Origin of the sequence: Haloferax sp. DFSO52 (assembly GCF_048158745.1) — an archaeon.
Lineage (GTDB): Archaea > Halobacteriota > Halobacteria > Halobacteriales > Haloferacaceae > Haloferax.
In genome coordinates, this window is record NZ_JBLOPB010000001.1 from 1,641,482 (window position 1) to 1,665,176 (window position 23,695).

Annotated in this window: 23 protein-coding genes; 14 read left to right on the forward strand and 9 right to left on the reverse strand. The window is 58.5% G+C overall.

The genetic code is table 11. The features are described from left to right. Positions 1–42: 42 nt before the first annotated feature. Positions 43–1,272: a LeuA family protein gene (locus ACK3SC_RS08605; protein ID WP_416839703.1), complete on the reverse strand. Its 1,230-nt coding sequence runs from the start codon at positions 1,270–1,272 to the stop codon at positions 43–45. 410 nt (positions 1,273–1,682) lie between these two features. On the opposite strand from ACK3SC_RS08605, the gene ACK3SC_RS08610 reads away from it, so the two are divergent. The 3 genes from ACK3SC_RS08610 (at position 1,683) to ACK3SC_RS08620 (ending at position 3,359) form a co-directional block, all read left to right on the forward strand. After that, positions 1,683–1,970, forward strand: coding sequence for a DUF5779 family protein (locus ACK3SC_RS08610; RefSeq protein ID WP_416839704.1), 288 nt, complete (start codon positions 1,683–1,685; stop codon positions 1,968–1,970). Positions 1,971–2,157: 187 nt separating this feature from the next. Continuing rightward, positions 2,158–2,844, forward strand: a complete 687-nt coding sequence (locus ACK3SC_RS08615; RefSeq protein WP_416839705.1) for a hypothetical protein — start codon at positions 2,158–2,160, stop codon at positions 2,842–2,844. After that, a complete protein-coding gene (locus ACK3SC_RS08620) occupies positions 2,844–3,359 on the forward strand; it encodes a hypothetical protein (RefSeq protein WP_416839706.1) in 516 nt (171 codons plus the stop codon). Before ACK3SC_RS08615 ends, ACK3SC_RS08620 begins: the two co-directional genes overlap by 1 nt. Before the next feature lie 139 nt (positions 3,360–3,498). Here ACK3SC_RS08620 and ACK3SC_RS08625 read toward each other — a convergent pair whose 3' ends face one another. Further along, positions 3,499–3,711, reverse strand: coding sequence for a ribbon-helix-helix domain-containing protein (locus tag ACK3SC_RS08625; RefSeq protein ID WP_416839707.1), 213 nt, complete (start codon positions 3,709–3,711; stop codon positions 3,499–3,501). 140 nt (positions 3,712–3,851) lie between these two features. Between ACK3SC_RS08625 and ACK3SC_RS08630 the strand changes: the two genes are divergently transcribed. Continuing rightward, positions 3,852–4,178, forward strand: a complete 327-nt coding sequence (locus ACK3SC_RS08630; RefSeq protein WP_416839708.1) for a hypothetical protein — start codon at positions 3,852–3,854, stop codon at positions 4,176–4,178. A gap of 96 nt (positions 4,179–4,274) precedes the next feature. Here the strand turns inward: ACK3SC_RS08630 and aglJ are convergent, their stop codons facing one another. Further along, complete coding sequence (gene aglJ, locus ACK3SC_RS08635; RefSeq protein ID WP_416839709.1) at positions 4,275–5,186, reverse strand: S-layer glycoprotein N-glycosyltransferase AglJ; 912 nt, start codon at positions 5,184–5,186, stop codon at positions 4,275–4,277. 109 nt (positions 5,187–5,295) lie between these two features. Between aglJ and ACK3SC_RS08640 the strand changes: the two genes are divergently transcribed. After that, a complete protein-coding gene (locus tag ACK3SC_RS08640) occupies positions 5,296–6,765 on the forward strand; it encodes a lipopolysaccharide biosynthesis protein (RefSeq protein ID WP_416839710.1) in 1,470 nt (489 codons plus the stop codon). Between the two features lie 30 nt (positions 6,766–6,795). Here ACK3SC_RS08640 and ACK3SC_RS08645 read toward each other — a convergent pair whose 3' ends face one another. Next, a complete protein-coding gene (locus ACK3SC_RS08645; protein ID WP_416839711.1) occupies positions 6,796–7,599 on the reverse strand; it encodes a hypothetical protein in 804 nt (267 codons plus the stop codon). A 710-nt stretch (positions 7,600–8,309) separates the two neighbouring features. Here ACK3SC_RS08645 and ACK3SC_RS08650 point away from each other — a divergent pair. The 3 genes from ACK3SC_RS08650 to ACK3SC_RS08660 all read left to right on the forward strand — a co-directional run bounded on the left by ACK3SC_RS08650 (position 8,310) and on the right by ACK3SC_RS08660 (position 10,814). Continuing rightward, positions 8,310–8,882 (forward strand): hypothetical protein, encoded by a 573-nt coding sequence (locus ACK3SC_RS08650; RefSeq protein WP_416839712.1) that lies wholly within the window; start codon positions 8,310–8,312, stop codon positions 8,880–8,882. 51 nt (positions 8,883–8,933) lie between these two features. Continuing rightward, on the forward strand, positions 8,934–9,656 hold the full coding sequence (gene aglF, locus ACK3SC_RS08655) for a UTP--glucose-1-phosphate uridylyltransferase AglF (protein WP_416839713.1): 723 nt from the start codon (positions 8,934–8,936) through the stop codon (positions 9,654–9,656). A 72-nt stretch (positions 9,657–9,728) separates the two neighbouring features. After that, entirely contained in the window at positions 9,729–10,814 is a 1,086-nt protein-coding gene (locus ACK3SC_RS08660) for a glycosyltransferase family 4 protein (protein ID WP_416839714.1), read from the forward strand. A gap of 57 nt (positions 10,815–10,871) precedes the next feature. On the opposite strand, the gene aglG is transcribed toward ACK3SC_RS08660, so the two are convergent. Then, a complete protein-coding gene (gene aglG, locus ACK3SC_RS08665) occupies positions 10,872–11,813 on the reverse strand; it encodes a glucosyl-dolichyl phosphate glucuronosyltransferase (protein ID WP_416839715.1) in 942 nt (313 codons plus the stop codon). Positions 11,814–11,929: 116 nt separating this feature from the next. On the opposite strand from aglG, the gene ACK3SC_RS08670 reads away from it, so the two are divergent. Next, the gene (locus ACK3SC_RS08670; protein ID WP_416839716.1) at positions 11,930–15,040 is read left to right on the forward strand and encodes an oligosaccharyl transferase, archaeosortase A system-associated; all 3,111 of its coding nucleotides are present in this window, start codon (positions 11,930–11,932) and stop codon (positions 15,038–15,040) included. Between the two features lie 206 nt (positions 15,041–15,246). On the opposite strand, the gene aglM is transcribed toward ACK3SC_RS08670, so the two are convergent. Continuing rightward, the gene (gene aglM, locus ACK3SC_RS08675) at positions 15,247–16,539 is read right to left on the reverse strand and encodes a UDP-glucose 6-dehydrogenase AglM (RefSeq protein ID WP_416839717.1); all 1,293 of its coding nucleotides are present in this window, start codon (positions 16,537–16,539) and stop codon (positions 15,247–15,249) included. Between the two features lie 127 nt (positions 16,540–16,666). On the opposite strand from aglM, the gene ACK3SC_RS08680 reads away from it, so the two are divergent. Beyond that, positions 16,667–17,635 carry a DUF368 domain-containing protein gene (locus ACK3SC_RS08680; RefSeq protein WP_416839966.1) on the forward strand — a complete coding sequence of 323 codons (969 nt, stop codon included), beginning with the start codon at positions 16,667–16,669 and terminating at the stop codon, positions 17,633–17,635. Positions 17,636–17,671: 36 nt separating this feature from the next. Here ACK3SC_RS08680 and ACK3SC_RS08685 read toward each other — a convergent pair whose 3' ends face one another. Together ACK3SC_RS08685 and ACK3SC_RS08690 are read right to left on the reverse strand one after the other, a co-directional pair. Next, positions 17,672–17,827: a rubrerythrin-like domain-containing protein gene (locus ACK3SC_RS08685; protein ID WP_416839718.1), complete on the reverse strand. Its 156-nt coding sequence runs from the start codon at positions 17,825–17,827 to the stop codon at positions 17,672–17,674. A gap of 162 nt (positions 17,828–17,989) precedes the next feature. After that, positions 17,990–18,175: a hypothetical protein gene (locus ACK3SC_RS08690; protein ID WP_416839719.1), complete on the reverse strand. Its 186-nt coding sequence runs from the start codon at positions 18,173–18,175 to the stop codon at positions 17,990–17,992. A 22-nt stretch (positions 18,176–18,197) separates the two neighbouring features. Between ACK3SC_RS08690 and ACK3SC_RS08695 the strand changes: the two genes are divergently transcribed. Next, a complete protein-coding gene (locus ACK3SC_RS08695; RefSeq protein ID WP_416839720.1) occupies positions 18,198–18,386 on the forward strand; it encodes an HEWD family protein in 189 nt (62 codons plus the stop codon). Between the two features lie 54 nt (positions 18,387–18,440). Here the strand turns inward: ACK3SC_RS08695 and ACK3SC_RS08700 are convergent, their stop codons facing one another. Beyond that, positions 18,441–19,112, reverse strand: a complete 672-nt coding sequence (locus ACK3SC_RS08700) for a phosphoglycolate phosphatase (protein WP_416839721.1) — start codon at positions 19,110–19,112, stop codon at positions 18,441–18,443. A 180-nt stretch (positions 19,113–19,292) separates the two neighbouring features. Between ACK3SC_RS08700 and glpA the strand changes: the two genes are divergently transcribed. Genes glpA through ACK3SC_RS08715 form a run of 3 tightly spaced genes read left to right on the forward strand, consistent with a single transcriptional unit; the run spans position 19,293 to position 23,618 of the window. Continuing rightward, complete coding sequence (gene glpA / locus ACK3SC_RS08705) at positions 19,293–21,005, forward strand: anaerobic glycerol-3-phosphate dehydrogenase subunit GlpA (RefSeq protein ID WP_416839722.1); 1,713 nt, start codon at positions 19,293–19,295, stop codon at positions 21,003–21,005. Then, positions 20,992–22,260: a glycerol-3-phosphate dehydrogenase subunit GlpB gene (gene glpB, locus ACK3SC_RS08710; RefSeq protein WP_416839723.1), complete on the forward strand. Its 1,269-nt coding sequence runs from the start codon at positions 20,992–20,994 to the stop codon at positions 22,258–22,260. Before glpA ends, glpB begins: the two co-directional genes overlap by 14 nt. After that, positions 22,257–23,618, forward strand: coding sequence for an anaerobic glycerol-3-phosphate dehydrogenase subunit C (locus ACK3SC_RS08715; protein ID WP_416839724.1), 1,362 nt, complete (start codon positions 22,257–22,259; stop codon positions 23,616–23,618). Before glpB ends, ACK3SC_RS08715 begins: the two co-directional genes overlap by 4 nt. Positions 23,619–23,695: the final 77 nt, after the last annotated feature.

The following is a 23,695-nucleotide window of genomic DNA, read 5'->3' on the forward strand; positions in this document are numbered from 1 at the left end:
AGGTGCCGGGCAGTCGCCCAGTAGGGCCACGGCCCAGCGCCATCAGGCGCGGACCTCCTCCTCTCGTTCGTCTTCGTGGGTTACGCCCACGTCGCGGGCGAACGCCTCGAGCGTCGTGTTGGTGACACGTTCTTTTTCTGCGCCGTGGTCTTTGACGCGTCGGGTGACTTCACGGACCTCGGCGTCCGTTGGTTCGAACCCGATGTCGGTGAGGCGCTTGCGAACTGAGTGCGTCCCCGTGTGTTTGCCGAGTACGAACTCCCGGGTTGCCCCGACCATCTCGGGGGTCATGACGCCCGGTTCGAACGTATCGGCGTTCTCGATGACACCGGCAGCGTGGATTCCGCTCTCGTGGGAGAAGGCGTTCCGTCCGACGACCGGCTTGTTCGCCGGAATCGGGATGTCGGACGCCTGCTCGACGATGCGGGCCAGCTCGGTGATTCGAGTCGTGTCGATGCCGGTATCGACGCCGTAGATGGATTCAGCGGCCATGACGACCTCCTCGTAGGCGGCGTTGCCGGCGCGCTCTCCGATGCCGTTGACCGACACCTGTGCCTGTGCGGCACCGGCTTCGAATCCGGCCATCGCGTTCGCCGACGCCAGACCGAAGTCGTCGTGCGCGTGCACGTCGATTCGAGCGTCGGTGTGTTCGCGGACCATCCGGACCATGCGGGCGAAGCGAGTCGGCGTCGCAACACCACACGTGTCGGGGAGGTTGATCCAGTCGACGCCGGCCTCAGAGACCGCTTCGACGACTTCGACCAGGAACGCCTCGTCGGTTCGAGTGGCGTCCATCGGAGAGAACATTACTTCGACGCCCGCATCGCGGACGCGTTCGACACTTCTGACCGCGCGCTCGACTGCCTCTTCGCGCGAGGCGTGCATCGAGTCTGCCAGCTGGACGTCGCTGGTGCTGACGAACGTGTGCACCATGTCCACGCCAGAATCGAGCGCGGCTTCGATATCCTTGTCCACGACGCGGGCCAACCCACACGTCGTCGAATTACTCGCCGAAGCAGCGATATCGGAAACTGCCTCGAACTCCGCGTCAGAGTTCACCGGGAACCCTGCCTCGATGACATGGGTGCCCATGGCGTCGAGGGTGGCGGCTATGTCGCGCTTTTCCTCGTAACTGAACGAGGTTCGCGGAGACTGTTCGCCGTCGCGGAGTGTCGTGTCGAAGATTCGTACGTCTTCGATTTCAGATTGTTGGGCTAATGTGCCCTGGAAGAACTCGACCCGCCGGGGAACCCGACGAATCCTCCGTGTCATTGTGAGACATCGTGTCAGTGTCGTGTTCGAACTTATATATAAAAGTTTCTCACAGACAGTATCACGGTCGTTTACGAGCGACGACGATTTTTCCGACATCAACGGAAATCGCACGACTTAAACGACCTAATATGATATCATGCCATTAGATGGCTTGATATGTGGGAACAGGGTCTGAACACAGAGGTAATTAATTTCTCCCATCAAATTTAGAAACAATAATTTGGATTCTCCTCGCGCACCCGCAATTGGACGAATGTGGTGTGAGAAACGAGACACCACGTGCAACATCGTGTCGGAGCGACAGGTGGTGTGGACCCCCTGTTTCAGCCATTCGAGTCTCGACAAGAGAGGGTGTTCGCACACGAGGTGACCGAACCCTTTTCTCGTCGCTCGACAACGGACCGGGTATGGGCGATTTCAACCTCAACCTGCAGACTGCCGAAGAACATCTGGACGAGGACGAACCGGAAGGCGACGTCGTTCTCGGTGTCCTCGACGGGTCGACCCCACCGGAAGAGTGGGTGCAATCCGTCGCTCGCGGAAACACCCTGATGCTCGCGATCGACGGTGACCTCAACAAACTCGCGTCCGGGTTCGCACGCGACGTGAAGGAGATTGGTGGGCAACTGATGCACTTCCGCAAGTTCCTCGTGGTCACGCCACCGGGCGTGGATATCAACACAGAAAACCTCTGAGACTGCCGCGACGACGCGACTCCCCACAACACGTCGGGGGCGCTCATCTCTCTCCATCTGTTCACCTATCTCCTTCTTCTGTTGTTCTCCACATCTGGCCACCATCTGTTCTCGGCTCCCATCACGAAACGCGAGTGTATCGACCGCCGGGAGAGGGCTTATGCACGGTCCGCCCTACGCTACTATCATGCCAATGAAAGGTAGCGGCCGCGCTTCTCTCCAAGAAATCGACCGGTGGGACCACGGTGTTGGATGGTTGGCCTATCCCGACGAAGAGATGCAACGAGCCAGTCACGCCGTCGAGATCGACGGCGACGTGTGGGTGTTCGACCCAGTCGACGCCGAGGGAGTCGACGACTTGCTCGACGACCTTGGGACCGTGGCCGGCGTGGTCATCGGCCTCGACAGACACCTCCGCGATGCAGATGCAGTCGCATCTCGGCACGACGTGCCAGTCTACGTCGCCTCGTGGATGACTGGCGTCGTGAACAAACTCGACTCCCCTGTCGAACGATTCGGGACCCAACTCGCGGATACTGGCATCGAGACGTTCCGTGTCGTCGACCGAACCGTCCCGCCGTGGCAAGAAGTCGGCTTCTACCACGAAGAGACGAAGACACTGCTCCTCCCCGAAGCAGTCGGAACGGTGGACTACTACTGTGCAAACGACGAACGCCTCGGCGTCCACCCGATGCTCCGTCCGTTCCCACCGCGCCGTGTCCTCTCGAAGTTCGAGCCAGACCGTCTGCTCGTCGGACACGGAGCAGGTATCACGGAGAACGCTGGTGTGGAACTCCGACGGTCACTGGCGAACGCCCGAAAGAACCTCCCGAGTGCGTACGTCTCGGCGTTCAAGTCGATGGTCTCCGACTGATGTCTGACGAGAGACGACCGCTCGGAGACGGTGGTAACGTGACCGACGAAGACGGAAGCCAGCACTCAACCACCACGGAAACCGGTTCCCTCGACGAACGCCGACACATCCACGTGACTCGTGGCCTCGTCGACGTGCTTCTCGACATGGCCGAAGACGCCGAACCGCAGGCGATGAATCTCGTTCTCGCACCCACTCCAGCAGGTGAGTTCGACGATGACCTCGGTATCGACCCGGAGACTCCAGTTCTCACTCACTTCTACATGGCCGAAGCAGGCAGTTCGGTCAGCGCCGTCTTCGGTATCGACCTCGGCACACCAGCGGGTCGAGGCCGAGCGCGATTCCTCACCCATCCGCAGGGGCCATTCGAACTCACCGAGCGCGACGACTTGGCCGCAGTCGTTCTTCTCGCAGTCCCACCGTGGGAAGAACAGACGCTCGGGGCGTTCGACCGCGCGGGGAGAAAGCTCGACCTCGTCGTCGTCGAGGCCGAACCGCCCGAAGAAGAACTTTGAAAACGGCTAGCCGACCGACGAGACACACGTCTCGGTCGCTTCTGGGTTTCAGTCGCTACCGCAGTTCGGTCGTTACTGGGTTTTAGTCGTAAACGGAGTTCGGTCGATACCGGGTTTTGGCCGTTGCCCGGTTCAGACGTTATTTTAGATAGCCGAGGTCACGCAGGTTGTCTGCGATCTCTTGAAACTCTGCATCCGAGAGTTCGCCACCAGACCGCTGGTGTTGGATGACGATACTTCGGAGGAGGAACCGAACCAGGTCGCTCGTACTGGAGAACGTGGTTCCCTCGATCGTCTCTTCCACACGCGCTGCCAGTTCCTTCGGGATGGAAACCGTCGTGTACTCCGTCATGGCTGGCATCTGGCACTCGTGGCGGTTAACCCCAACGGTGCCTCGTCGAGCTCACATTGGTGACGGCGCAGAACGCAGTCGCTGTGGTCCGCACTGAATAGACGGGGGTTTTTCACTTCCCACCACTCAACTGCTATTTGATGGCTGCGAGACCGCCGCAAAACGATACGTCGGAGCCGGACGCTATCGAGTTCGGTATCGCCGCGCTGTCTGACGATGTCGACAACGCCGACATCGACTTTCCGGCAGACGCGCGGACGATTGCGCAAGCGCTCGACCACGTCGACGTTCCCATCGATGCTGCGGGGAACACGGTCACGATAGACGAAGCGCTCGACGCAACCCCACAGGACCAGTTCGAATCACGTCGTGACCTCCTCGAAGCACTCCACCCCGTCCTCGAAGAGTACCGTGCGAATGCCTCGAAAAGTTTCTTTGCTCGACTCCGGTCGCTCGTTCCGTTCTGACGGTGGTGACGGTCGTGTGCCGTCGGTGACCTCGGTGCCGTCGATACGCGCCGGGCGGCGCCGGGCGACACGACCCTTACTCCAGGTCTTCGTTGCTTACTCTAGTTCCTGAATGCGTTTCATCTGGTCGCGGTGCAGTGAAAGGATGAGGTCCGAGAGGACGCCGAACATCAACAGTTGGACACCGAAGAGGATGCCTGCCGCGGAGACGACGGCAATGACCTCGTGCGAAATCGACCGGACGACCCACTCGTAGGCGACGTAGATGGCGAGTCCAATCCCAGTCGCCGTCGATGCGAGGCCGACACTCCCGAAGTAGAACAACGGATTGTTCGTCTTCGCCCGTCGGTACAGTTCGAGAAAGATGATACCGCCGTCTCGGATCGGGTGGAGGTTCGTATCGGACCCGTCTGGACGCGGGTAGTACGACGTCGGGACGACGGTCGTGTTGATACCGTGTTTCGCACATTCGACTGCCATCTCCGTCTCGATGCCGAACCCGTCGGAGGTGAGCGTCATCTCGAGAAATGACTCACGCGTGAACGCGCGGTAGCCACTGAGGATATCTTTGAAATCTTGTCCGTGAATGAGTGCGAACGCCCGATTGATGATTCGGTTCCCGATTTTGTTGAGTGACGTCATCGCCCCATCTCGCATGTCTGCGAATCGGTCTCCGATGACGTGTTCGTACCCCTCGTCGAGTGGTGCGAGTAATTTCTTGGCGTCTGTTGGTTCGTACGTTCCGTCGCCGTCGAGCATCAGGACGTACTCAGCTTCGACGTACTCCTCGACGGCTTCTCTGACTGCCTGACCTTTCCCAGACCCAGACTGGACGACGACGCGCGCGCCGGCGTCTTCGGCGAGTTCGCGCGTCCCATCTGTGGACCCACCGTCGATGACGAGGATGTTGGTGTATCCTTCGTCTCGGTAGTCAGAAACGACGTCGGCGATTGTCGCAGCCTCGTCGTAGGTTGGAACGAGGATGCAGACGGAGTTGGGGTCGGGCATTGTTCCTCAGAAGATTTCAGACTGTAGAAAAAGTTTCCACTTCATCGTTGTTGAGAGCGTCCGAAGTAAATCACGAGGGATATTTATCACCCCGTTCGTGGATTCCCGTATGAGTGGTCCGGAAGCGAGCGATGTCCGATTTGGACTTGAGGTCAGCTCCGGGTTCGTTATCCGACTCATCATGTCTGGGGTCGGTTTTGTTGGGACGATCATCTTTGCGAGGCTTCTGAATCCGTCCATATTCGGTGGGTACTACCTGTTGTTGAGTCTCATCTTGATTACAGTTGAACCTATCCAGGGGTTCGCCACGGCGGCAAAAAAACGCTTCTCGGAAACCGATGGGTCGCGACAGGAAATTCTCGCGGCGCAACTCATCGCTATCGCGCTTCTCGGTGCATTTGGTTCGCTCGTCGCGTTCACGTTCGAGCAATCGATCGTCAACTACTCGGGCATCGAAGAGGCAGCGCTTCTCTTCTCGATGCTTCTCGTCACTGTCTCGTTCGTCGAGTCGGTCATGACTATCATCGAAGGAACGGGGCGGATGAGTGTCTCGAACCTCGTCGATCTACTCGGGTCACTCCTCACGTTCCCGTTCCAACTGGGATTGGTTCTTCTCGGATTCGGTGCGAGTGGTATGGCGTACGGTCTCGCTACGTCGTCGATGATAACCGGACTCGTTGGTATCGCCGTCCTCGGAATCACCCCCCGGTTACCTTCGAGCCCAACTATCGAATCGATATGGCAGTTCGGGCGGTTCAGCGCAGTCTCGAGACTCGCATCGAAGATCCTCGCACGAACAGATATGGTTCTCCTGGGGCTGTTTTTCACACCTGCTATCGCCGGGCACTACGAAGTTGCATGGAAATTGAGCGTCCCTGCGGCGCTCATCGGGGTCGTCGTCGGTAACGGGTTGATGGCGCGAGTGAGTAACCTCCACAGTAAGGAGAACACCGAACGAATTAGAATCGACTTGAAAAACGCAATCTCGGTCACCGGAATGCTCGCAATTCCGATGTTCTTCGGTGCCCTCGCCCTGAAGGGCGAACTCGCAGTCACTGTGTACGGTCCCGGATACAAGGACGCAGCGGAGTTCTTGGCCTGGATTATCCTCTACCAACTCTTACGTAAACAAGCAGACCAACTATTGAGTGCCGTCCACGGACTTGACCGTCCCGACGCGACACTGTTCGTCGATATCGGTACGCTCGCACTGAACATTGGCCTCGGAGTCGGGTTACTAACCATCGTCGGACCAGTCGGCGTCATCTACGCGTCGGTGATTGCGGAGACACTCCGTCTAATCGGCGGCGTCGTAGTCGTCCGTGGACTCGTCTCGGACCTCGTCTTGTTCCCCCGTGCCGTTGGTGAACAGATAGTCGCGGGGGGCCTGATGTTCGTCGTCGTCGAAGGCGCCAACCGTATGGTCCTGGTTCGGTCGTGGGTCGACCTCACCGCCTTCCTCGCACTGGGTGGCGTCACGTACGGAGCCGTCCTTGTACTACTCTCCGAATCGCACCGCACCATCGCAACAGCGGTGTACAGCCAGTTTCGTGACGCTGTGGTCGAGTATCGAACGTAACAGCGTCGAAGCCCAATACGGCAACGTTCGTTATTCAGTGTAGCCGAGGTGGCGGAGTCGTGATTCGACGACACCGTCGTCTACGCTGTCTCGATCCGCTCCCGGTTCCGCTGAGACGACGTTCCGGCGCTCACCGTTGTCGAAGATCAACCACGGGACGTTGACCAACTCGTCTGTGTATATACTCTGTGGGTGACCCCACTCACGGACTGGAATCGGATGTGCTCGTTCTCCAACCATATTTCCGTGATCTGCGGTGACGACGTGTCTGCCTTCGACAGACTCCATCACAGACTCGACGTGGGGGAACGCTTCGTCGAGGGTCTTCCGGTAGAGTCGCCAGACTTCATCGGCACTGACATCTAAGTTCCCGAACATAATCTCGTGCCAGAAGTCGATCGTCTCGTCGCCACCTTCGTGGAGGTGCTGTTTATCGAACGTCGTTTCGGAGTCGATGAACGGGTAGTGTGGCTGGATGTAGTGGACGAGAATCCGCTTGTTTGGATACTCATCGGCAGCCTGAAGCGCGTATTTCGCGGTCGTTTCGGGCATGACGGTGTTGTACGTCTCGTCCCATCCTTCGTCTAACCAGACGTCGACGACGGCGTGGAACTCCGCATCGAGTTCGTCCTCGTGCCGTCTGAACTGTGGGTTCGCAGTGACGTACACCGTGTCGTGCATCGTTCGTCCCTCGAAGTTCGCGTGGAGGAACTCCATCGTGTTCGACCCGCGCGAAATTCGTGACTGGAGGTCACCGGGAAGTGGCGATTGTTCTGCAAACATATCGTAGCGACAGGCATCGAGAATCTGCAGAACGTCCCAATCTTCCGCCATAAGATCGACTCCCTTCGGATTGAATGTTTGTGTGTCTAATTTTGTATAATAAAGTCGGTTGAGTTCACGCAAAATCAAGGACGGTGTGGAGAAGCCATTTCGAACCTGGTCTAGCGAGTACATCCTTTTCGGAATGACTCAAGTGTGTACATATATAAGACCCGGTTAGATTGCTCTCATCTACGTCCATCAGTGACGCTGTGGGAGAGACCGTACGTTTAAATAAGATACTGCGCAGAGACTAGTAAGATACCCTTTACATCGCTGATTTGGAGTATATAAAAAAGATTGGTGTCACTATGGACGACAGACCACTAACAGAACTCATCCGCGCTGGACTGAAGGACCCTCTACGTGGAGTGTCCTACGTAACTAACCCAATCAGAAAGTCGGTTTTACTGACCCTCTCTTCGAGATATCCATTAGGAAAAAATATCTTCACTGAGGACTGGGAATTACTGATAGTCTTGGACACGTGCCGTCCAGACGTACTCCGTGAAGTTGCTCCAGAATATTCTTTTCTGAACGAATCCGACATCGACGACATCTGGTCAGTCGGTGGGTCCACACTCGAATGGACATCCAACACGTTCGTCGAGGAACACAGGAACAAAATTGAGTCCACAGCGTTAATATCTGCAAACGGATGGCCTCACAGAATCATAGAGGAAGGTTTCCGGCCCGAGGACCGTTTCAACTCGTGGTTGGCGATGACCGACTGGAAGACCGTCCCGAGTGGGACGTTAGGCAAACATATTCCAGCATGGCAATACGGTGAGGGCCGTGCAGGCTATTCCGACCAGCCACAAGCAGATGCCAACACAGTCGTCGACTTTGCAATAGACGTAGGTCGCGAAGGTAAGTACGACCGAGTCATCGCACACGTCATCGAACCACATTATCCGTTCGCGGCCGCTGCAAAAGCTCGTGGTGCCAAAGAGCTCAACCAAAGTGAACAGAAACCGTGGCATTACCTCCGCGATGGCGGTGGTCTGGAGGTCGTGTGGAATAATTACCTCACAGAACTCCGGTACGGACTGGACCACGTCGAACGGTTGCTCGAGAACTTCGATGCAGAGAAGGCAGTCATCACTGCCGACCACGGTGAGTTGTTCGGTGAGTGGAAGATGTACGGACATGATAGTGGGTCGCTCATGCCCCAACTTCGGAGAGTGCCGTGGGTCGAAACGACCGCGACTGATTCAGGGACTCACCAGACCGAGAAACGCACACAACAACAACGAACTGTCGAAGAGAATCTCGAATCACTTGGCTACCTCTGAGAAAACAGCCTGTACCAGACTATATATAAACGGAGTTTAGAACTCATAAACATGCAAGCTGTCGTTCTCGCCGCTGGCAAAGGAACGCGCCTTCGGCCTCTCACCGAGGACAAACCCAAGGGGATGGTCGAAGTCGATGGCAAGCCAATCCTCACGCATTGTTTCGACCAACTCGTCAACCTCGGCGCAGAGAAACTCGTCGTGGTCGTCGGGTACAAGAAGGAAGTCATCATCAGCCACTACGACGACGAGTACCGTGGCGTCCCCATCACGTACGCTCACCAGCGAGAGCAGAAAGGACTCGCTCACGCACTCCTCACCGTCGAAGACCACATCGACGAAGACTTCATGCTCATGCTTGGCGACAACATCTTCAACGCAAACCTCAGTGACGTGGTCAAACGACAACGAGAGGACCGCGCAGACGCGGCATTCCTCGTTGAAGAAGTCGAGTGGGACGAGGCCTCTCGCTACGGTGTCTGTGTGACAAACGACTACGGCGAAATCACAGAGGTCATCGAGAAACCCGAAGAACCACCGTCGAATCTCGTGATGACTGGATTCTACACGTTCACGCCGGCTATCTTCCACGCGTGCCACCTCGTCCAGCCATCGAACCGTGGTGAGTTCGAGATCAGTGAGGCAATCGACCTGCTCATCCGTTCTGGGCGAACTATCGACGCGATCCGACTCGATGGCTGGCGGATGGATATCGGGTATCCCGAAGACCGCGACGAAGCAGAGCGCCGGCTCAGTGAGAAAACTGAAGACTGAACCGAAGTTTCACTCCGAGTTTGGACACTCGAAAAGCGGAACCACTTAGAAATACGGCTAGACAGGTACTTCATGAACGTTCTCATGGCCCCGTATTATTCGGGCAATCCGTATCAGGATCTCCTGATACAGCACCTATCAGACCGCGGAATCGAGGTGACTGTGGACGAAGAACCGATTCCGTTCACCCCGTTTATTCTCTCTGTCCTCCTCGACGACGTGGACGTTCTCCATCTCCATTGGACCCATCCGTACTTCCTCTTCGGGAGCGTCGAGTGGGCCTACCGAGTCCCAGGAAGTCGCATCGTTGCCATGCTCGCCGCAGTATGGTTCATCGTACAAGTGAAACTCGCGTCGTATCTCTGTGAGCGAGTCGTCTGGACCGTCCACAACAAACACAACCACGAGAAGAAGTTTCTCTCATTGGACCGTGCAGTCAGCGAACGACTCGTTCGAATTGCAGACACGGTCCAGGTGTGGGACGACCGAACCCGTGACGAACTCGAATCGTACCTCGACACCGACATCGACAATGCGGTCGCGATTCCACATGGGAACTACGATCCAGTGTACGAGGACAATCGCTCCGTGTCGACAGCAGAGGCCCGTGAGAAACTAGGTATCGAAGGGTACGAACGTGTCTATCTGTTTTTCGGTATGATTCGCCCGTACAAGCAGATACCAAAACTCTTGGAGACGTTTCGTCGCGTGAGCGACGACGACGAATGTCTCGTCGTCGCCGGCAATCCGATGTCGTCGAGTGAAACACCCAAAATTCGGGCACTTGCAGAGAATCAATCCAATGTCATCACCGACCTCCGGTACATCCCGAACGAAGAGGTTCCAACGTACTTTGCAGCGTGTGATTTCGGTGTGTTCCCCTACCGAGATATCTTCAGTTCAGGGTCGGTCGTGCTGAGCCTCACGTTTGGATGCCCAGTCATCGTACCAGACGCAGGGTGTATTCCGTCCATCGTCCCAAAGGGGAACATCGTCTACGACAGACTCGAAGACGGATTCAAAGATGCGCGGGAGATTTCGCCTGCAGAGCGTGCCCAACTCCGAGAACGGAATCGGAATGCGGCAATGACTCAGCACGACTGGGCCGATATCGCAGAACATTTCGAGACCGTCTACCGGGGTCGGCAGACGGTTTAATCAGCCTAAAACCAACTCAAAAGCGGAGCCACGGTCGGTCTGAAGGCCGTTTCGAACCTACGCGTTCGTCTTCTCGACCAGATTCGGCGTCAACAACCCATAGACGTAGCCAAATCCAACCGCCGCAGTAAACACAAAAATCGCAATCAACTGCTGGACCTTCGCCAGCGACGGCTCCTTGACGAGGTTTTTCAGTCGGTCGACGACGTAGACGAGCATCAGGTCTCGCAGATACTCGTTCTTGTCACCCGACGCCTCAGGGTACAGGAGGTCCATCACACGCTTCGAGTAGCCTTGCCAGAACGATCGGAAGACGAGCCAGTTGAACTCCGTCCGGTACTGGAAGAGCTTGTGATTCACGCGCGCTTCTTTGTTGTAGATGACGCGCTTTCCGGTGTTGTTGTAGATTCGGATACAGACCGGTGCTTCGTGGGCTTGAACGTGCTTGTCGCCTTTTCGACCGGTATTCGTGTCGTAGCCACCGGCTTCGAGGAAGACGTCGCGCTTGAAGGAGATGTTCGAGCCGTAGGTGTTCCGGACCTCCTCCATGTGCTCACCGAACCCGCGTTCGTCACAGCCGACGAGCCAGTAGAATTCCTCGGGGAAGAAGTCAGGTTTGCGGGCGACCCAGTCGGGGACGACGTGACCGCCGACCGCGACGGCTTCAGGGTTTTCTTCGTAGGTCTGGACGAGTTTCTCTATCCAGTCAGGTTCGGCCGTCGCGTCGTCGTCGATCATCGCGACGATATCGCCGGATGCGAGCTCCGCACCTTTCGTTCGGCTGTACGAAATACCTCGGTTCTCGTCGTTGATGTGGAGTACGACGTTGTCGATGTCGCCAAAGTCGTCTTCGACGCGAGCGAACACCTCCTCGTTTCCGTCGACGACGATGACGATTTCGAGGGGTTCGTAGGTCTGTTCGAGGGCGCTCTCGACGGTCTCAGAGAACGACTCGTACCGTTCCATCGAGTACGTACAGACCACGACGGAGACTTTCATTGGTCGATTTTACCGAGGTGTGTCGAATAAGCATTGTCTTTCAGAACCGAACCAACAATTTCCGTCGACACAGCCTATCACAAGGCTTATGAACGGCTTGACGGTTGTTGGTCACAATGAGCGACGAGCAACCAGAGCATTCGCCCTCCGTAGCGGATCTCGCTCGCGACTGGTATCACATACCGGTCCTCTCGACGATCGTCCTCGTCATGCTGTGGATTCGGCTCCGCAGTTACGACGCGTTCATTCGAGAGGGGTCGGTATTCTTCTCAGGAAACGACGCCTGGTATCATCTTCGCCAGGTGGAATACACCGTCCGCAACTGGCCGGCAACGATGCCGTTCGACCCGTGGACCGAATTCCCCTTCGGTCGGACAGCAGGTCAGTTCGGGACGATTTACGACCAAATCGTTGCGACCGCAGCACTCATCGCTGGGCTCGGTAGCCCGTCGTCTGCGCTCGTCGCAAAAACGCTCTTGGTTGCCCCCGCAGTCTTTGGCGCACTAATCGTCATCCCGACGTACCTCATCGGGAAGCGTCTGGGCGGTCGCCTCGGTGGCCTCTTCGGGGCACTCATCTTGATGCTCCTCCCCGGAACGTTCCTCCGTCGTGGTCTCGTCGGATTCGCTGACCACAACATCGCTGAGCCGTTCTTCATGGGCTTTGCCGTGGTCGCGATAATGATCGCCCTCACGGTCGCCGACCGAGAGAAACCCGTCTGGGAACTCGTCGACGCTCGTGATTTCGATGCCCTCCGCGAACCGCTGAAGTGGTCCGCACTCGCCGGTGTCGCGACGGCCATCTACATGTGGTCGTGGCCGCCGGGTATCCTCCTCGTCGGTATCTTCGGCCTCTTCTTGGTCCTGAAGATGGTCTCCGACTACGCTCGTGGTCGTTCGCCCGAACACACCGCATTCGTCGGTGCTGTCTCTATGGCAGTCACGAGTGTGCTGATGTTCGTCGTAATCGAGGAAATGACGTTCAGTGTGACTGACTTCGGGTTCCTCCAACCGCTGTTCTCACTCGGTGTGGGCTTCGGTGCAGTGTTCCTCGCCGCGCTCGCCCGCTGGTGGGAGTCGAACGATATCGACGACCAATACTATCCCGCAGTAGTCGGCGGAATCATGCTCGTCGGGCTGGTGCTGTTCTCACTCGTCCTCCCGAGCGTCTTCAACTCGATTGCACGCAACTTCCTCCGAACGGTCGGGTTCAGTGCCGGTGCAGCGACCCGTACGATCGGTGAAGCGCAACCGTTCCTCGCAGCGAACATCCTCCAAGCGAGCGGTCTGACGGCAGTCGACCGTATCATGTCCGAGTACGGATTCACGTTCTTCACGGGTGTTGCGGCAGCAATTTGGCTCGTCGCCAAACCACTCGTCCGCGACGGCGAGACCCGAAAGCTCGGATACGTCGCCGGGAGCATCGTCGCTATCGGTGTCCTCTACTTGATTCCTGCGATTCCGGACGGTATCGGTGGTCTACTCGGTATCGAATCGTCGCTCGTCAGTCTCGCGATCGTCACAGCACTCATCGTCGGTGCGGTGATGCAAGCAGACTACGAGAGTGAACACCTGTTCATTCTCGTCTGGGCGGCCATCATGACGTCGGCCGCCTTCACGCAGGTCCGGTTCAACTACTACCTCGCAGTGGTCGTCGCGGTGATGAACGCGTACCTCCTCCGCGAGGCACTCGGTATCGACTTCATCGGCCTCGCCAACGTCGACCGTCTCGAAGATGTATCGTACGGCCAGGTCGCCGCAGTCGCGTTCGCCGTGCTCCTCATCCTCACTCCTGTCCTCATCGTTCCGATCCAACTCGGAAACGGTGGCACGTCGCAGACGGCCATGCAGGCGTCTCAAACTGGGCCGGGCACCGTCACCCAGTGGGACGAAACACTCGGATGGATGCAGACCAACACTCCCGAAGAAGGTGAGTTCGGCGGCGCGTCGAACCGGATGGAGTACTACGGGACGTACAAGTACGCAGACGACTTCGACTATCCAGACGGTTCCTACGGCGTGATGTCGTGGTGGGACTACGGTCACTGGATTACGGTACTCGGCGAGCGCATCCCGAACGCCAACCCGTTCCAGGGTGGTGCCACGGAAGCAGCGAACTTCCTCCTCGCACCTGACGAACAGCAAGCCGAAGAGGTTCTCGTAACGATGGCCGACGACGGCGAAGGCGACAACACCCGGTACGTCATGGTCGACTGGCAGATGGTCTCGACCGAGTCGAAGTTCGGTGCGCCGACGGTCTGGTACGACGAATCCAACGTCTCCACGTCGGACTTCTACGACCGACTGTACCGACTTCAAGAACAGAACGGACAGACGAGAGTCGTCTCCGCGACGAACGTCAAAGACCAGCGCTACTACGAGAGCCTGATGGTGCGTCTCTACAAGTTCCACGGGAGTGCCCGTGACCCATCGCCGGTCGTCGTCGACTGGGACGAGCGCACGTCCACCAACGGCGAGGTGACGTTCAAGGTGACGCCTGCTGACGGCCAGCCGATCAAGACGTTCGACAACATGAGTGCTGCCAGGGCGTACGTCGAAAACGACGGCAGTTCCCAGATTGGTGGCGTCGGAACGTTCCCCGAAGAGCGTGTCGAAGCGCTCGACCACTACCGCCTCGTGAAGTCGTCGAATAGTTCGGCGCTCCGCTCTGGTTCCTACCAGAACTCGCTCATCCGCGCCGGCAACACCTTCGGTATCCAACCGCAGGTCCTCCTCGGCAACAACCCAGCGTGGATCAAGACGTTCGAGCGCGTCCCCGGTGCGACTGTCGAAGGAAGCGGTGCGCCTGCTAACTCGAACGTGACGGCACGCGTCGAGATGCGTGACATGACGACGAACACGACGTTCACCTACGTCCAGCACGTCCAGACGAACGAAGACGGCGAGTTCACGATGACGCTGCCGTACTCGACGACTGGATACGACGACTACGGCCCAGAAAACGGCTACACGAACGTGAGCGTCCGTGCGACGGGCGACTACACGTTCACCGGTCCGACGACGGTCGGTGAGAACAACTCACTCGTCGTCTACCAAGCACAGAACGTCAGCGTCGACGAGGGTCTCGTGAACGGTGCTGAAGACGGCACCGTCGAAGTGACGCTCGAAGAGCAGGAACTGACCTTAAGTGATGGGTCGTCCGAAGAGTCGTCGAACGATTCGAACTACATCGACTCCAGCGCGGTGTCGACTGCGGTCGCCGCGTAAGGCAGACCCGTCGGTTCACGGTCCTTTCTTTCGGTTGTTCACGGCGGAGTGGGCACGCTCTGTCTCCAATGGAGGCGCAACTGAGAAGAGCCGATGCTACCGAAACGGAGCAGTCGGTGGCGTCGAACAGCGGTGGAAGAACGGTTCCGCGTGAACAGATGAAGTTCGATTTGACCAGATAAAATTCGACCTGAACAGGGCGAAACTCAGACGAGCGATTCGTAGTCGATGCCGTCGCGACGAGTCACGATACGACGGCCGTCGATGACGATGGGTTCTCGCATCTCGTCGAACTCGTCGTCGAGTGCAGCGAACTCGTCCCAGTCGGTCGCGACGAGTGCGGCGTCGGCACCGGCGAGTGCATCTGCGGCGGTGGTGGTGTACTCGATGCTGGGGAACTTCTCGCGCATACTCTCGACGGCGACTGGGTCGTAGCCGACGACATCAGCGCCGGCGTCGAGAAGTGCATCGATGAGTGGGATTGCACGCGACTCGCGGATGTCGTCGGTCCCGGGCTTGAACGACAGACCGAGAACTGCCACTCGCTTGCCGCGAGGGTCGAATCTGTCTCCGAGGAGTTCCAGCATCCGGTGTGGTTGTTGGTCGTTCACGTCGACTGCCGCCTGCAGGAGACGCGGTTCGTATCCACGAGAGCGAGCGGCGGCGATGATGGCGGCCGTATCTTTCGGGAAGCACGAACCACCCCACCCGAGACCCGCAGCGAGGAATGCAGACCCGATTCGTGAATCGAGGCCGATTGCTTCGAGGACTTCGTACGAATCGACGCCGAACTCTTTGCAGATGTTCGCGAGGTCGTTCGCGAGGCTGATTTTCGACGCGAGGAATGCGTTGTTGGCGTACTTTATCATCTCGGCCTCACGGATGCCGGTCTTGATGACGGCTGGGTCGTCTGCTCGCTGGACGAGCGGGTCGAAAATCGCGTCGAGCGTCTCGTGTGCTCGGTCGGTGTTTGCGCCGAGAACGATTTTGTCGGGGTCGAGAAAGTCCTCGACTGCAGTTCCTTCGCGGAGGAACTCGGGGTTCATCCCGATATCGAACTCTTCGCCGACAGTCTTGCCGGACGCGGCTTCGATTCGCGGAGCGATTACCTCCTCGGTGGTCGTCGGGATGACCGTACTCTTCGTGACCACGAGATGATAGCCATCTTTCTTCGAGAGCGTCTCTCCGAGCGATTCTGCGGCAGCGTTCATCGCCCCAAGACCGATACTGCCGTCTTCGTTCGATGGCGTCGGCAGGGCGAGGAAGGTCGCGTCAGTGTCGAGAATCTCGTCGTAATCGGTCGTCGCGCGGAGTCGGTTGCCCGCGTACTGCTCGACGAGTTCGTCGAGGCCGGGTTCGTGGATCGGCGCGACTCCTGCATTGATCGAATCGACGATATCTTCGTCGATATCAACGTTCACGACGTCGTGACCGAGGTCAGCAAAGCACGCAGCGATGGTCGTCCCGACGTACCCACTGCCGACGATGCTGAGTTTCATTAGGTGTATTGTGAGTACCCGGTGATTTGATTCTTTCCGAGTCTTCATCTGACGGGTCGGACGAGACAGGGTTCGCTTCGCGGAACGGTGGACTGATATGGGTCCGAAAGAAGATTCGCACAACCAAATGTCGATTCAAACGGACGAGTCGTCTCCCCGCTACGCATGGCTCGTACTCTATCTGAAAGGCATCTGTATGGGTGCCGCAGATGCCGTCCCCGGCGTATCAGGTGGGACAATCGCACTCGTCACCGGAATCTACGAACGGCTCATCAGTGCAGTCACTGCAATCAGCCCCGAGCGAATCCAGCGGATACTCAGCGGTGTCTTCCCGAACCGTAGAACCGATGCGGTGGCCGCGTTACGCGAAATCGACGTCGGGTTCCTTCTGGTCCTCGGTGCCGGGATCGTCACTGCCGTCGTCTCCATTACTCGCGTCCTCACCGTCGCAATCGACTCCTATCCTGTTCCGACGTTCGGGTTCTTCTTTGGCCTCATCGCGGCCTCTGCCGTCGTCCTGTACGCGCAAGTGTCGCTCGACACACCACGCCAAATCGCCGCCGCAGTCGCGGGGTTCACCGTCGCGTTTGTCGCGTCGGGAACCGTCGGAACCGCACTTGGAAACTCGCTCTCGGTGACTGTCCTCGCAGGTGCAATCGCGGTGAGCGCGATGATTCTTCCCGGAATCTCCGGGTCACTCCTGTTGTTGCTTCTCGGCCAGTACGAGTATATGACGTCGACGCTCAGCGAATTCGTCGACACACTCATCGACATCGTCACTGGCGGGTCAGTCTCTGCGCTCGTCGACCCGGGAACGGTCGTCGTGGCGTTCATCACGGGTGCACTCGTCGGCCTGTTTACCATCGCTCACATCGTCCGATGGGCACTCGAACATTACCGGCGTCCGACACTCGCGTTCCTCGTGAGCCTCATCGTCGGAGCACTCCGGGCACCCATCGTAAAGACGAGTGAGAAACTTGCCGAGGCAGGGCAATCGTGGACCGCCGAACTCCTGGTTTTCTTCGCGGTCGCGGCCATCGCTGGTGCAGTGCTCGTGTTACTGGTCGACCGATACACGGCAGTCATCGAATCGTAACGGAACCGACCTAGACTGTTCTCTCAGAAGGACTGATTATTCACGAGCGACTGCGATATTTCGGACTGACCCACCGCAGTTGGGACACACCGCCAGGAACCTCTCGCTGACAGTCCGCGTTCCGCAGGAACGACATTCGAAATAGCCCCCTGAAACAGTCCACCCACCGGTTAGCGAATTGTACATAGCCATGTTGCTTGTTACCACACTTGTGGAGATAAGCGTTTCCTAGTTTTTGCCAAAGTAGCCCAGAACCCCACAATATTTTGGGATTTTACCACTGACTGTGTATTTTCTAGGACAATTGCATACTACTCCACGTCTGCCCTGAACCTCGTGAGGGGGAACTGATAGCTATCCAGTGAACTCCGAAAGCAGGCCTTTCAGACGGCCGAGTTTCGCTTCGGAGTCGATGTCGAAGGTGTGGAATTTCATATCCGGACAGTTGGTCCAGTGTAGACTCCAAAACCGGTTCAACGTGGCAGTGACACACCAGCGTCGGTCGGTGGCGAAGCTGCCGGCTGCGATGGGCTTTTGCATCCAGACATTCTCTCACACACATATGGGACCCCAACTTCGACGGCCAACGCACCGCTCTTGTGAGCTCTGTGGTCGAGTAGAACGCTGGGACGACGACGTGGCAACGTGGCGAGTCGCGACGGAGGACGGCGAAAAACAGGTCGGAAAACCGTTCTGTATCCACGAGTGGGACATCAACGGACGATTCGCCCCCTTCAAAGAACCGGCCTAACGCATCGAGACAACGTGTCTTCTGTGGCGACGGTGTAGTGAGAGTGTAGTCAACTTACGACTCTGAGAGCGACGTCAGAACAGACAGCGTCCCGTCGAAGTACGACGCAGAGAGGACTTCGTCTGCCGTCTCTCTTGCAACATCGTCCGCATTGGCGACGGCGTACGACGAACCGACGACGCGGAACGTCGATGCGTCGTTCTCACTGTCGCCGATTGCGACGAAGTCTGCTGGGTCGTGTGCCAACGTCTCACAGACGAGTTCGAGGCCGGCACCTTTCTCGACACCGGGAGACTTGACGTGGTACGCAAATCCAGTATCGATGACTTCGAGGTCGTACGCCGCAGCAACCTCTCTGAGTAACGCTTCGTCGGCATCGAGGTTGACGGCGATTTCCGTCTCGCGCCAGCGGTTGACCGTATCGGCAGCGTCCCATCCGAGGTCACCGCCCCGTGCGACGAACTCGTCTGCGGCGGCCTGTGCAGCATCTCTGTCACCGGCGTACGATACCTCGCCATCGGCGAGGACGACACCGCCATTTTCCGCGACGACCGTCTCCGGGAGTCCGATGTAGTGACACAGCGAAACCGGGTACGGAAAGGCCTTCCCGGTCGCCAACACGACTGGAGCATCCCACGATGGAAGTACATCGAAGACCCGTGGGTCGAGTCGACCCTGTGCGTCGGTGAGCGTGCCGTCGATATCGAGAACCAGCGGCGGAACCATATCGGCGCTACGAACACCGGGGGGAAAGAGTCAGCGGTCGGCGCCGGCGAGTGAACGAGTAGTAAGCGAGGCCGTGCTGGTCGGCATGTTCTCGTAAAAAATCAACTCACGCGGGTGCCTCGAAAACGGATACTGTGAAGATACAATAAAGTGCAGGCAATCCTACTTCACGAGAGACGGATGACTACATCGCCGAGTGTCCTCGTCATTGGCGGAGGGTCCACTGGAACAGGCATCGCTCGGGACCTTGCGATGCGTGGGCTAGACGTGACCCTCGTCGAGAAGGGGAATCTCACACACGGAACGACGGGCCGAATGCACGGTCTGCTCCACAGCGGTGGTCGGTACGCGGTTTCTGACCAACCATCTGCGAAAGAGTGCATCGTCGAAAACCGCGTCCTCCGACGAATCGCGGGACACTGCGTCGAGATGACGGGCGGACTGTTCGTCCAACGACCGGAAGACTCCGACGAGTACTTCGAACAGAAACTGGAAGGGTGCCGAGAGTGTGGCATCCCCGCCGAAGTACTCTCAGCGAAAGAAGCCCGTGAAGTAGAACCCTACCTCGCGAAAGACATCAAACGCGCGATCAAGGTTCCGGACGGTGCGATAGACCCATTCCGCCTCTGTGTTGCGAACGCTGCAAGCGCTATCGAACACGGAGCGCGCATCGAGACACACTCGGAAGTCACCGACGTTCTCGTCGAAGACGGCGAAGTCGTCGGTGTCGAAGTCACGCACAAATCAGGTGCCGGTCCGTACGTCCACGGAAACCCGGGCGAAGTCGAAGAGATCCGCGCCGACTACGTGGTCAACGCGACAGGCGCGTGGGCGGGCCAGATCGGTGACTTCGCTGGTGTCGACGTGGAAGTTCGCCCGTCGAAGGGCGTCATGACCATCATGAACACTCGGCAGGTCGATACCGTCGTCAACCGCTGTCGGCCGAAAGGCGACGCCGACATCATCGTCCCACACGAGACGACGTGTATCCTCGGCACGACAGACGAAGAAGTCGAAGACCCAGAAGACTACCCCGAGGCGGGGTGGGAAGTCGACATGATGATAGACACGCTCTCGGAACTCGTTCCGATGCTGAAAGACGCGCGGACGATTCGCTCGTTCTGGGGCGTCCGACCACTCTACGAACCGCCGGGGACGGGGACAGAAGACCCGACTGACATCACGCGGGAGTTCTTCCTCCTCGACCACGACTCGCGCGACGACTTGCCCGGTATGACGAGCATCGTCGGCGGGAAACTCACTACCTATCGGATGATGGCCGAGAAGATATCGGACCACGTCTGCGAGAAACTCGACGTCGACGCCGAGTGCCGTACCGCAGACGAACCACTTCCGGGCAGTGAGGATTTCTCCGTCCTCCGTGACTACATGGACGACTTCGGTCTCCGCTCACCAATCGGCAGACGGTCAGTCCAGCGACTTGGCTCTCGTGCCGACGAGGTGCTGAACAGCATGGACCCGAACCCAGTCGTCTGCGAGTGTGAAGCCGTCACTCGCGCCGAGATTCACGACGCACTGGACTCGGCGGGGACGGACCTCAACTCGGTCCGCATCCAGACGCGTGCCTCGATGGGGAACTGTCAGGGTGCGATATGTTGTCACCGGATGGCGAACGAACTCGCCCCCGAGTACGACGAAGCCACCGTTCGTGCCTCGCTCGACGACCTCTATCAAGAGCGCTGGAAGGGAGAGCGTCACGCCATGTGGGGTACCCAGCTCTCGCAGAGTGCACTCAAATACATGCTCCACGCGACGACGATGAACCGCGACGAAGACCCGGCGGCGGCAGACGGTGATATCGACTTCACCGCGTTCGACGACGGGGCCGTCGCTGACGGCGGATTCACAGGAGGCTCCGATGGCGATAACTGACGACGTTCTCGTCGTCGGCGGTGGTATCGCCGCCTGCACTGCCGCGCTGTCGGCCGCAGAGACTGGTGCACGGGTTCGCCTCCTCGCGCACAAGAAGAGTACGCTCAGACAGGCAAGCGGCCTCGTAGACGTGCTCGGATACGCCAGCGGCGAAGGGCCGTTCTCCGACCCGTACGCTGGCATCAACTCCCTCCCGGGTGACCACCCGTATCGCGTGGTCGGCGAAGACGGCATCTGCGAAGGCCTTCGTATCTTCGACGACGCAGTCGGTGACGCCTATCAGGGCGGACACACTGATTCGAATGCGCTGGTCGCGACACACGGTGGGGCGGTGAAACCGACCGCTCGATACCCCAAATCAGTCGCACCCGGCCTCGCGAGTGCCACTGGAGACATGCTCCTCGTTGGATTCGAAGGACTCACCGACTTCGACGCACCTGTCGCTGCCGACCATATCGAAGCCGGGGGCGTTCCCTTCGGCGTCCGTGGAATCACTGTCTCGTTCCCCCGGTCGTTCCGGTCGGACGCGAAAGTCACGAGGTTCGCGAAGGCGCTCGACCGGGATGAGGAGGTGACGGGTGGAACCGTGCGGTCTGTTCTGGCTGACACCGTCGGTGACGAATTAGACGACGAGGCACGCGTCGGGTTCCCGGCGATGCTCGGCGACGACCACGACGAGGAGGTCCGCGACGAACTCACAGACCGACTCGGTGTTCCGGTCTTCGAAGTCCCGACCGGACCACCGAGCCTTCTCGGACTTAAACTCGAAGACATGCTGTTCGACGCCCTCGACGAAGCAGGCGTCCGTATCTCGTCTGGAAACCCAGCAGTCGACTTCGAAGCGAGCGACGGGCGTATCGAGACGGTTCTCGTCGACCAGAAGAGTCGAATGACGCCCTACCAAGCTGACCAGATCGTCCTCGCGACGGGTGGGCTCGTCGGCAAGGGACTCGATTCGGACCGCGAACACGTCACCGAGCCGGTGTTCGGGTGCCACGTCCCACATCCAGCCGACCGCTACGAGTGGTCCGCCCCCGAGGCGTTTGGCAACCACGCGTTCGCCCGATTCGGTGTCGTCCCCGACGACGAACTGCGACCGACGGCCGAAGGCGGTAACCCACACTTCGAAAACCTGCGTGCGGCGGGCGGTGTCGTCGGCGGTGCCGACGTCGCACGTGAAAAATCCGCGAGCGGCGTCTCGCTGGCGACGGGCGCAGTCGCCGGCAGACTCGCTGGCGAGGAGGCATCCCAATGAGCGACGCAGAATCCACGACGAATCCACCACTCACTCCGGACGCACAGATGGACGACTTCGAAGCAGTCGACGTGTTCGCCGAGAGCACCGACATGGACCTTCGACCCGGTGCGGACAACTGTTACAAATGCACCGCCTGTGACGTCTCGTGTCCAGTCGCAGAAGTCGACGACGAGTTCCCCGGTCCGAAGTTCCAGGGTCCGGAGCAGTGGCGTCTCAAGCGCAAGGAAGACGCCGCAGTCGACGACTCCATCATGTCGTGTTCGAACTGCATGCGCTGTGACGACGCCTGCCCGTCGAGTGTCCCGCTCAGTCAGATGCACAACACGGCGCGTGGTGAGTACGTCGACGAGGAGATGGACAAACTCTCGCGTGAGTACATCCGCAACCGTATCCTCGCAAACTACGGCACGCTCGCCCAACTGGGTAGTATGTTCCCCCGCCTGACGAACGCCGTCATGGGGAACTCACTCGTCCAGAACGTCAACGAACGAGTCCTCGGTATCACCGCCGAACGCGACTTCCCCGAGTTCGCCACGCAGACGTTCCGTGAGTGGTGGAACGAGCGAGGTGGCGCAGCTACCTCGAAGAAACGAGCGCAGGAGGCGCGAGCAGAGCGCGGTGGCCCGCAGGTTCGCTCCGAAGACAAACGCGTCGCCTACTTCCACGGGTGTTACTCCAACTACAACACGCCCGAAGTCGGCAAGGCGATGGTCCGTGTCTTCGAGTCGTTCGGCTACGAAGTCGTCGCCCCAAAACAGCGCTGTTCGGGCACGCCGATGTTCGCCAACGGCATGCTAGACGACGCGAAGCGCGCTGCCGGCATCAACGTCGAGAACTTCTCGGGACTCATTCCGGAGGGCTACGACATCATCGCGTCGTGTACCTCCTGTTCGATGTCGCTCCGACAGGAGTACCCCGAACTGTTCGACATCGACGGGATCGAAGACCTCTCGGAACACACCTACGAAGCGCTCGAATATCTCCGTATCCACGAAGACCTCGAGAGTGAAATTCGAGAGGCGTCAGTCTCCGACCAGTCGTTCGCCTACCACGCCCCGTGTCACGCCCGAAATCAGGGACTCGACCGGCAGGCAGTCGAACTCTTCCGCGAACTCGATGGCGTCACAATCGAGGACGTGGGCGATTCGTGTTCCGGCATCTCCGGCACCTACGGGTGGAAAGAAGAGAAGTACGACAAGTCGATGCAGATCGGCGCGGACATGTTCGACCACATGGACCACGCAAAGGGCGACGTCGGGATGACCGAATGTCCCACCTGTTCGATGCAGATGGAACACGGGTCTGGCTACGACATCAAACACCCGCTGCAACTGCTCGAAGAAGCGCTGGTGTGAAGCGATATCGGAGTAGAGAAAATTTTATCAAAATAATCGTACACGTTCGAACCGGCCGAACTTACAGGCAGCGAGTT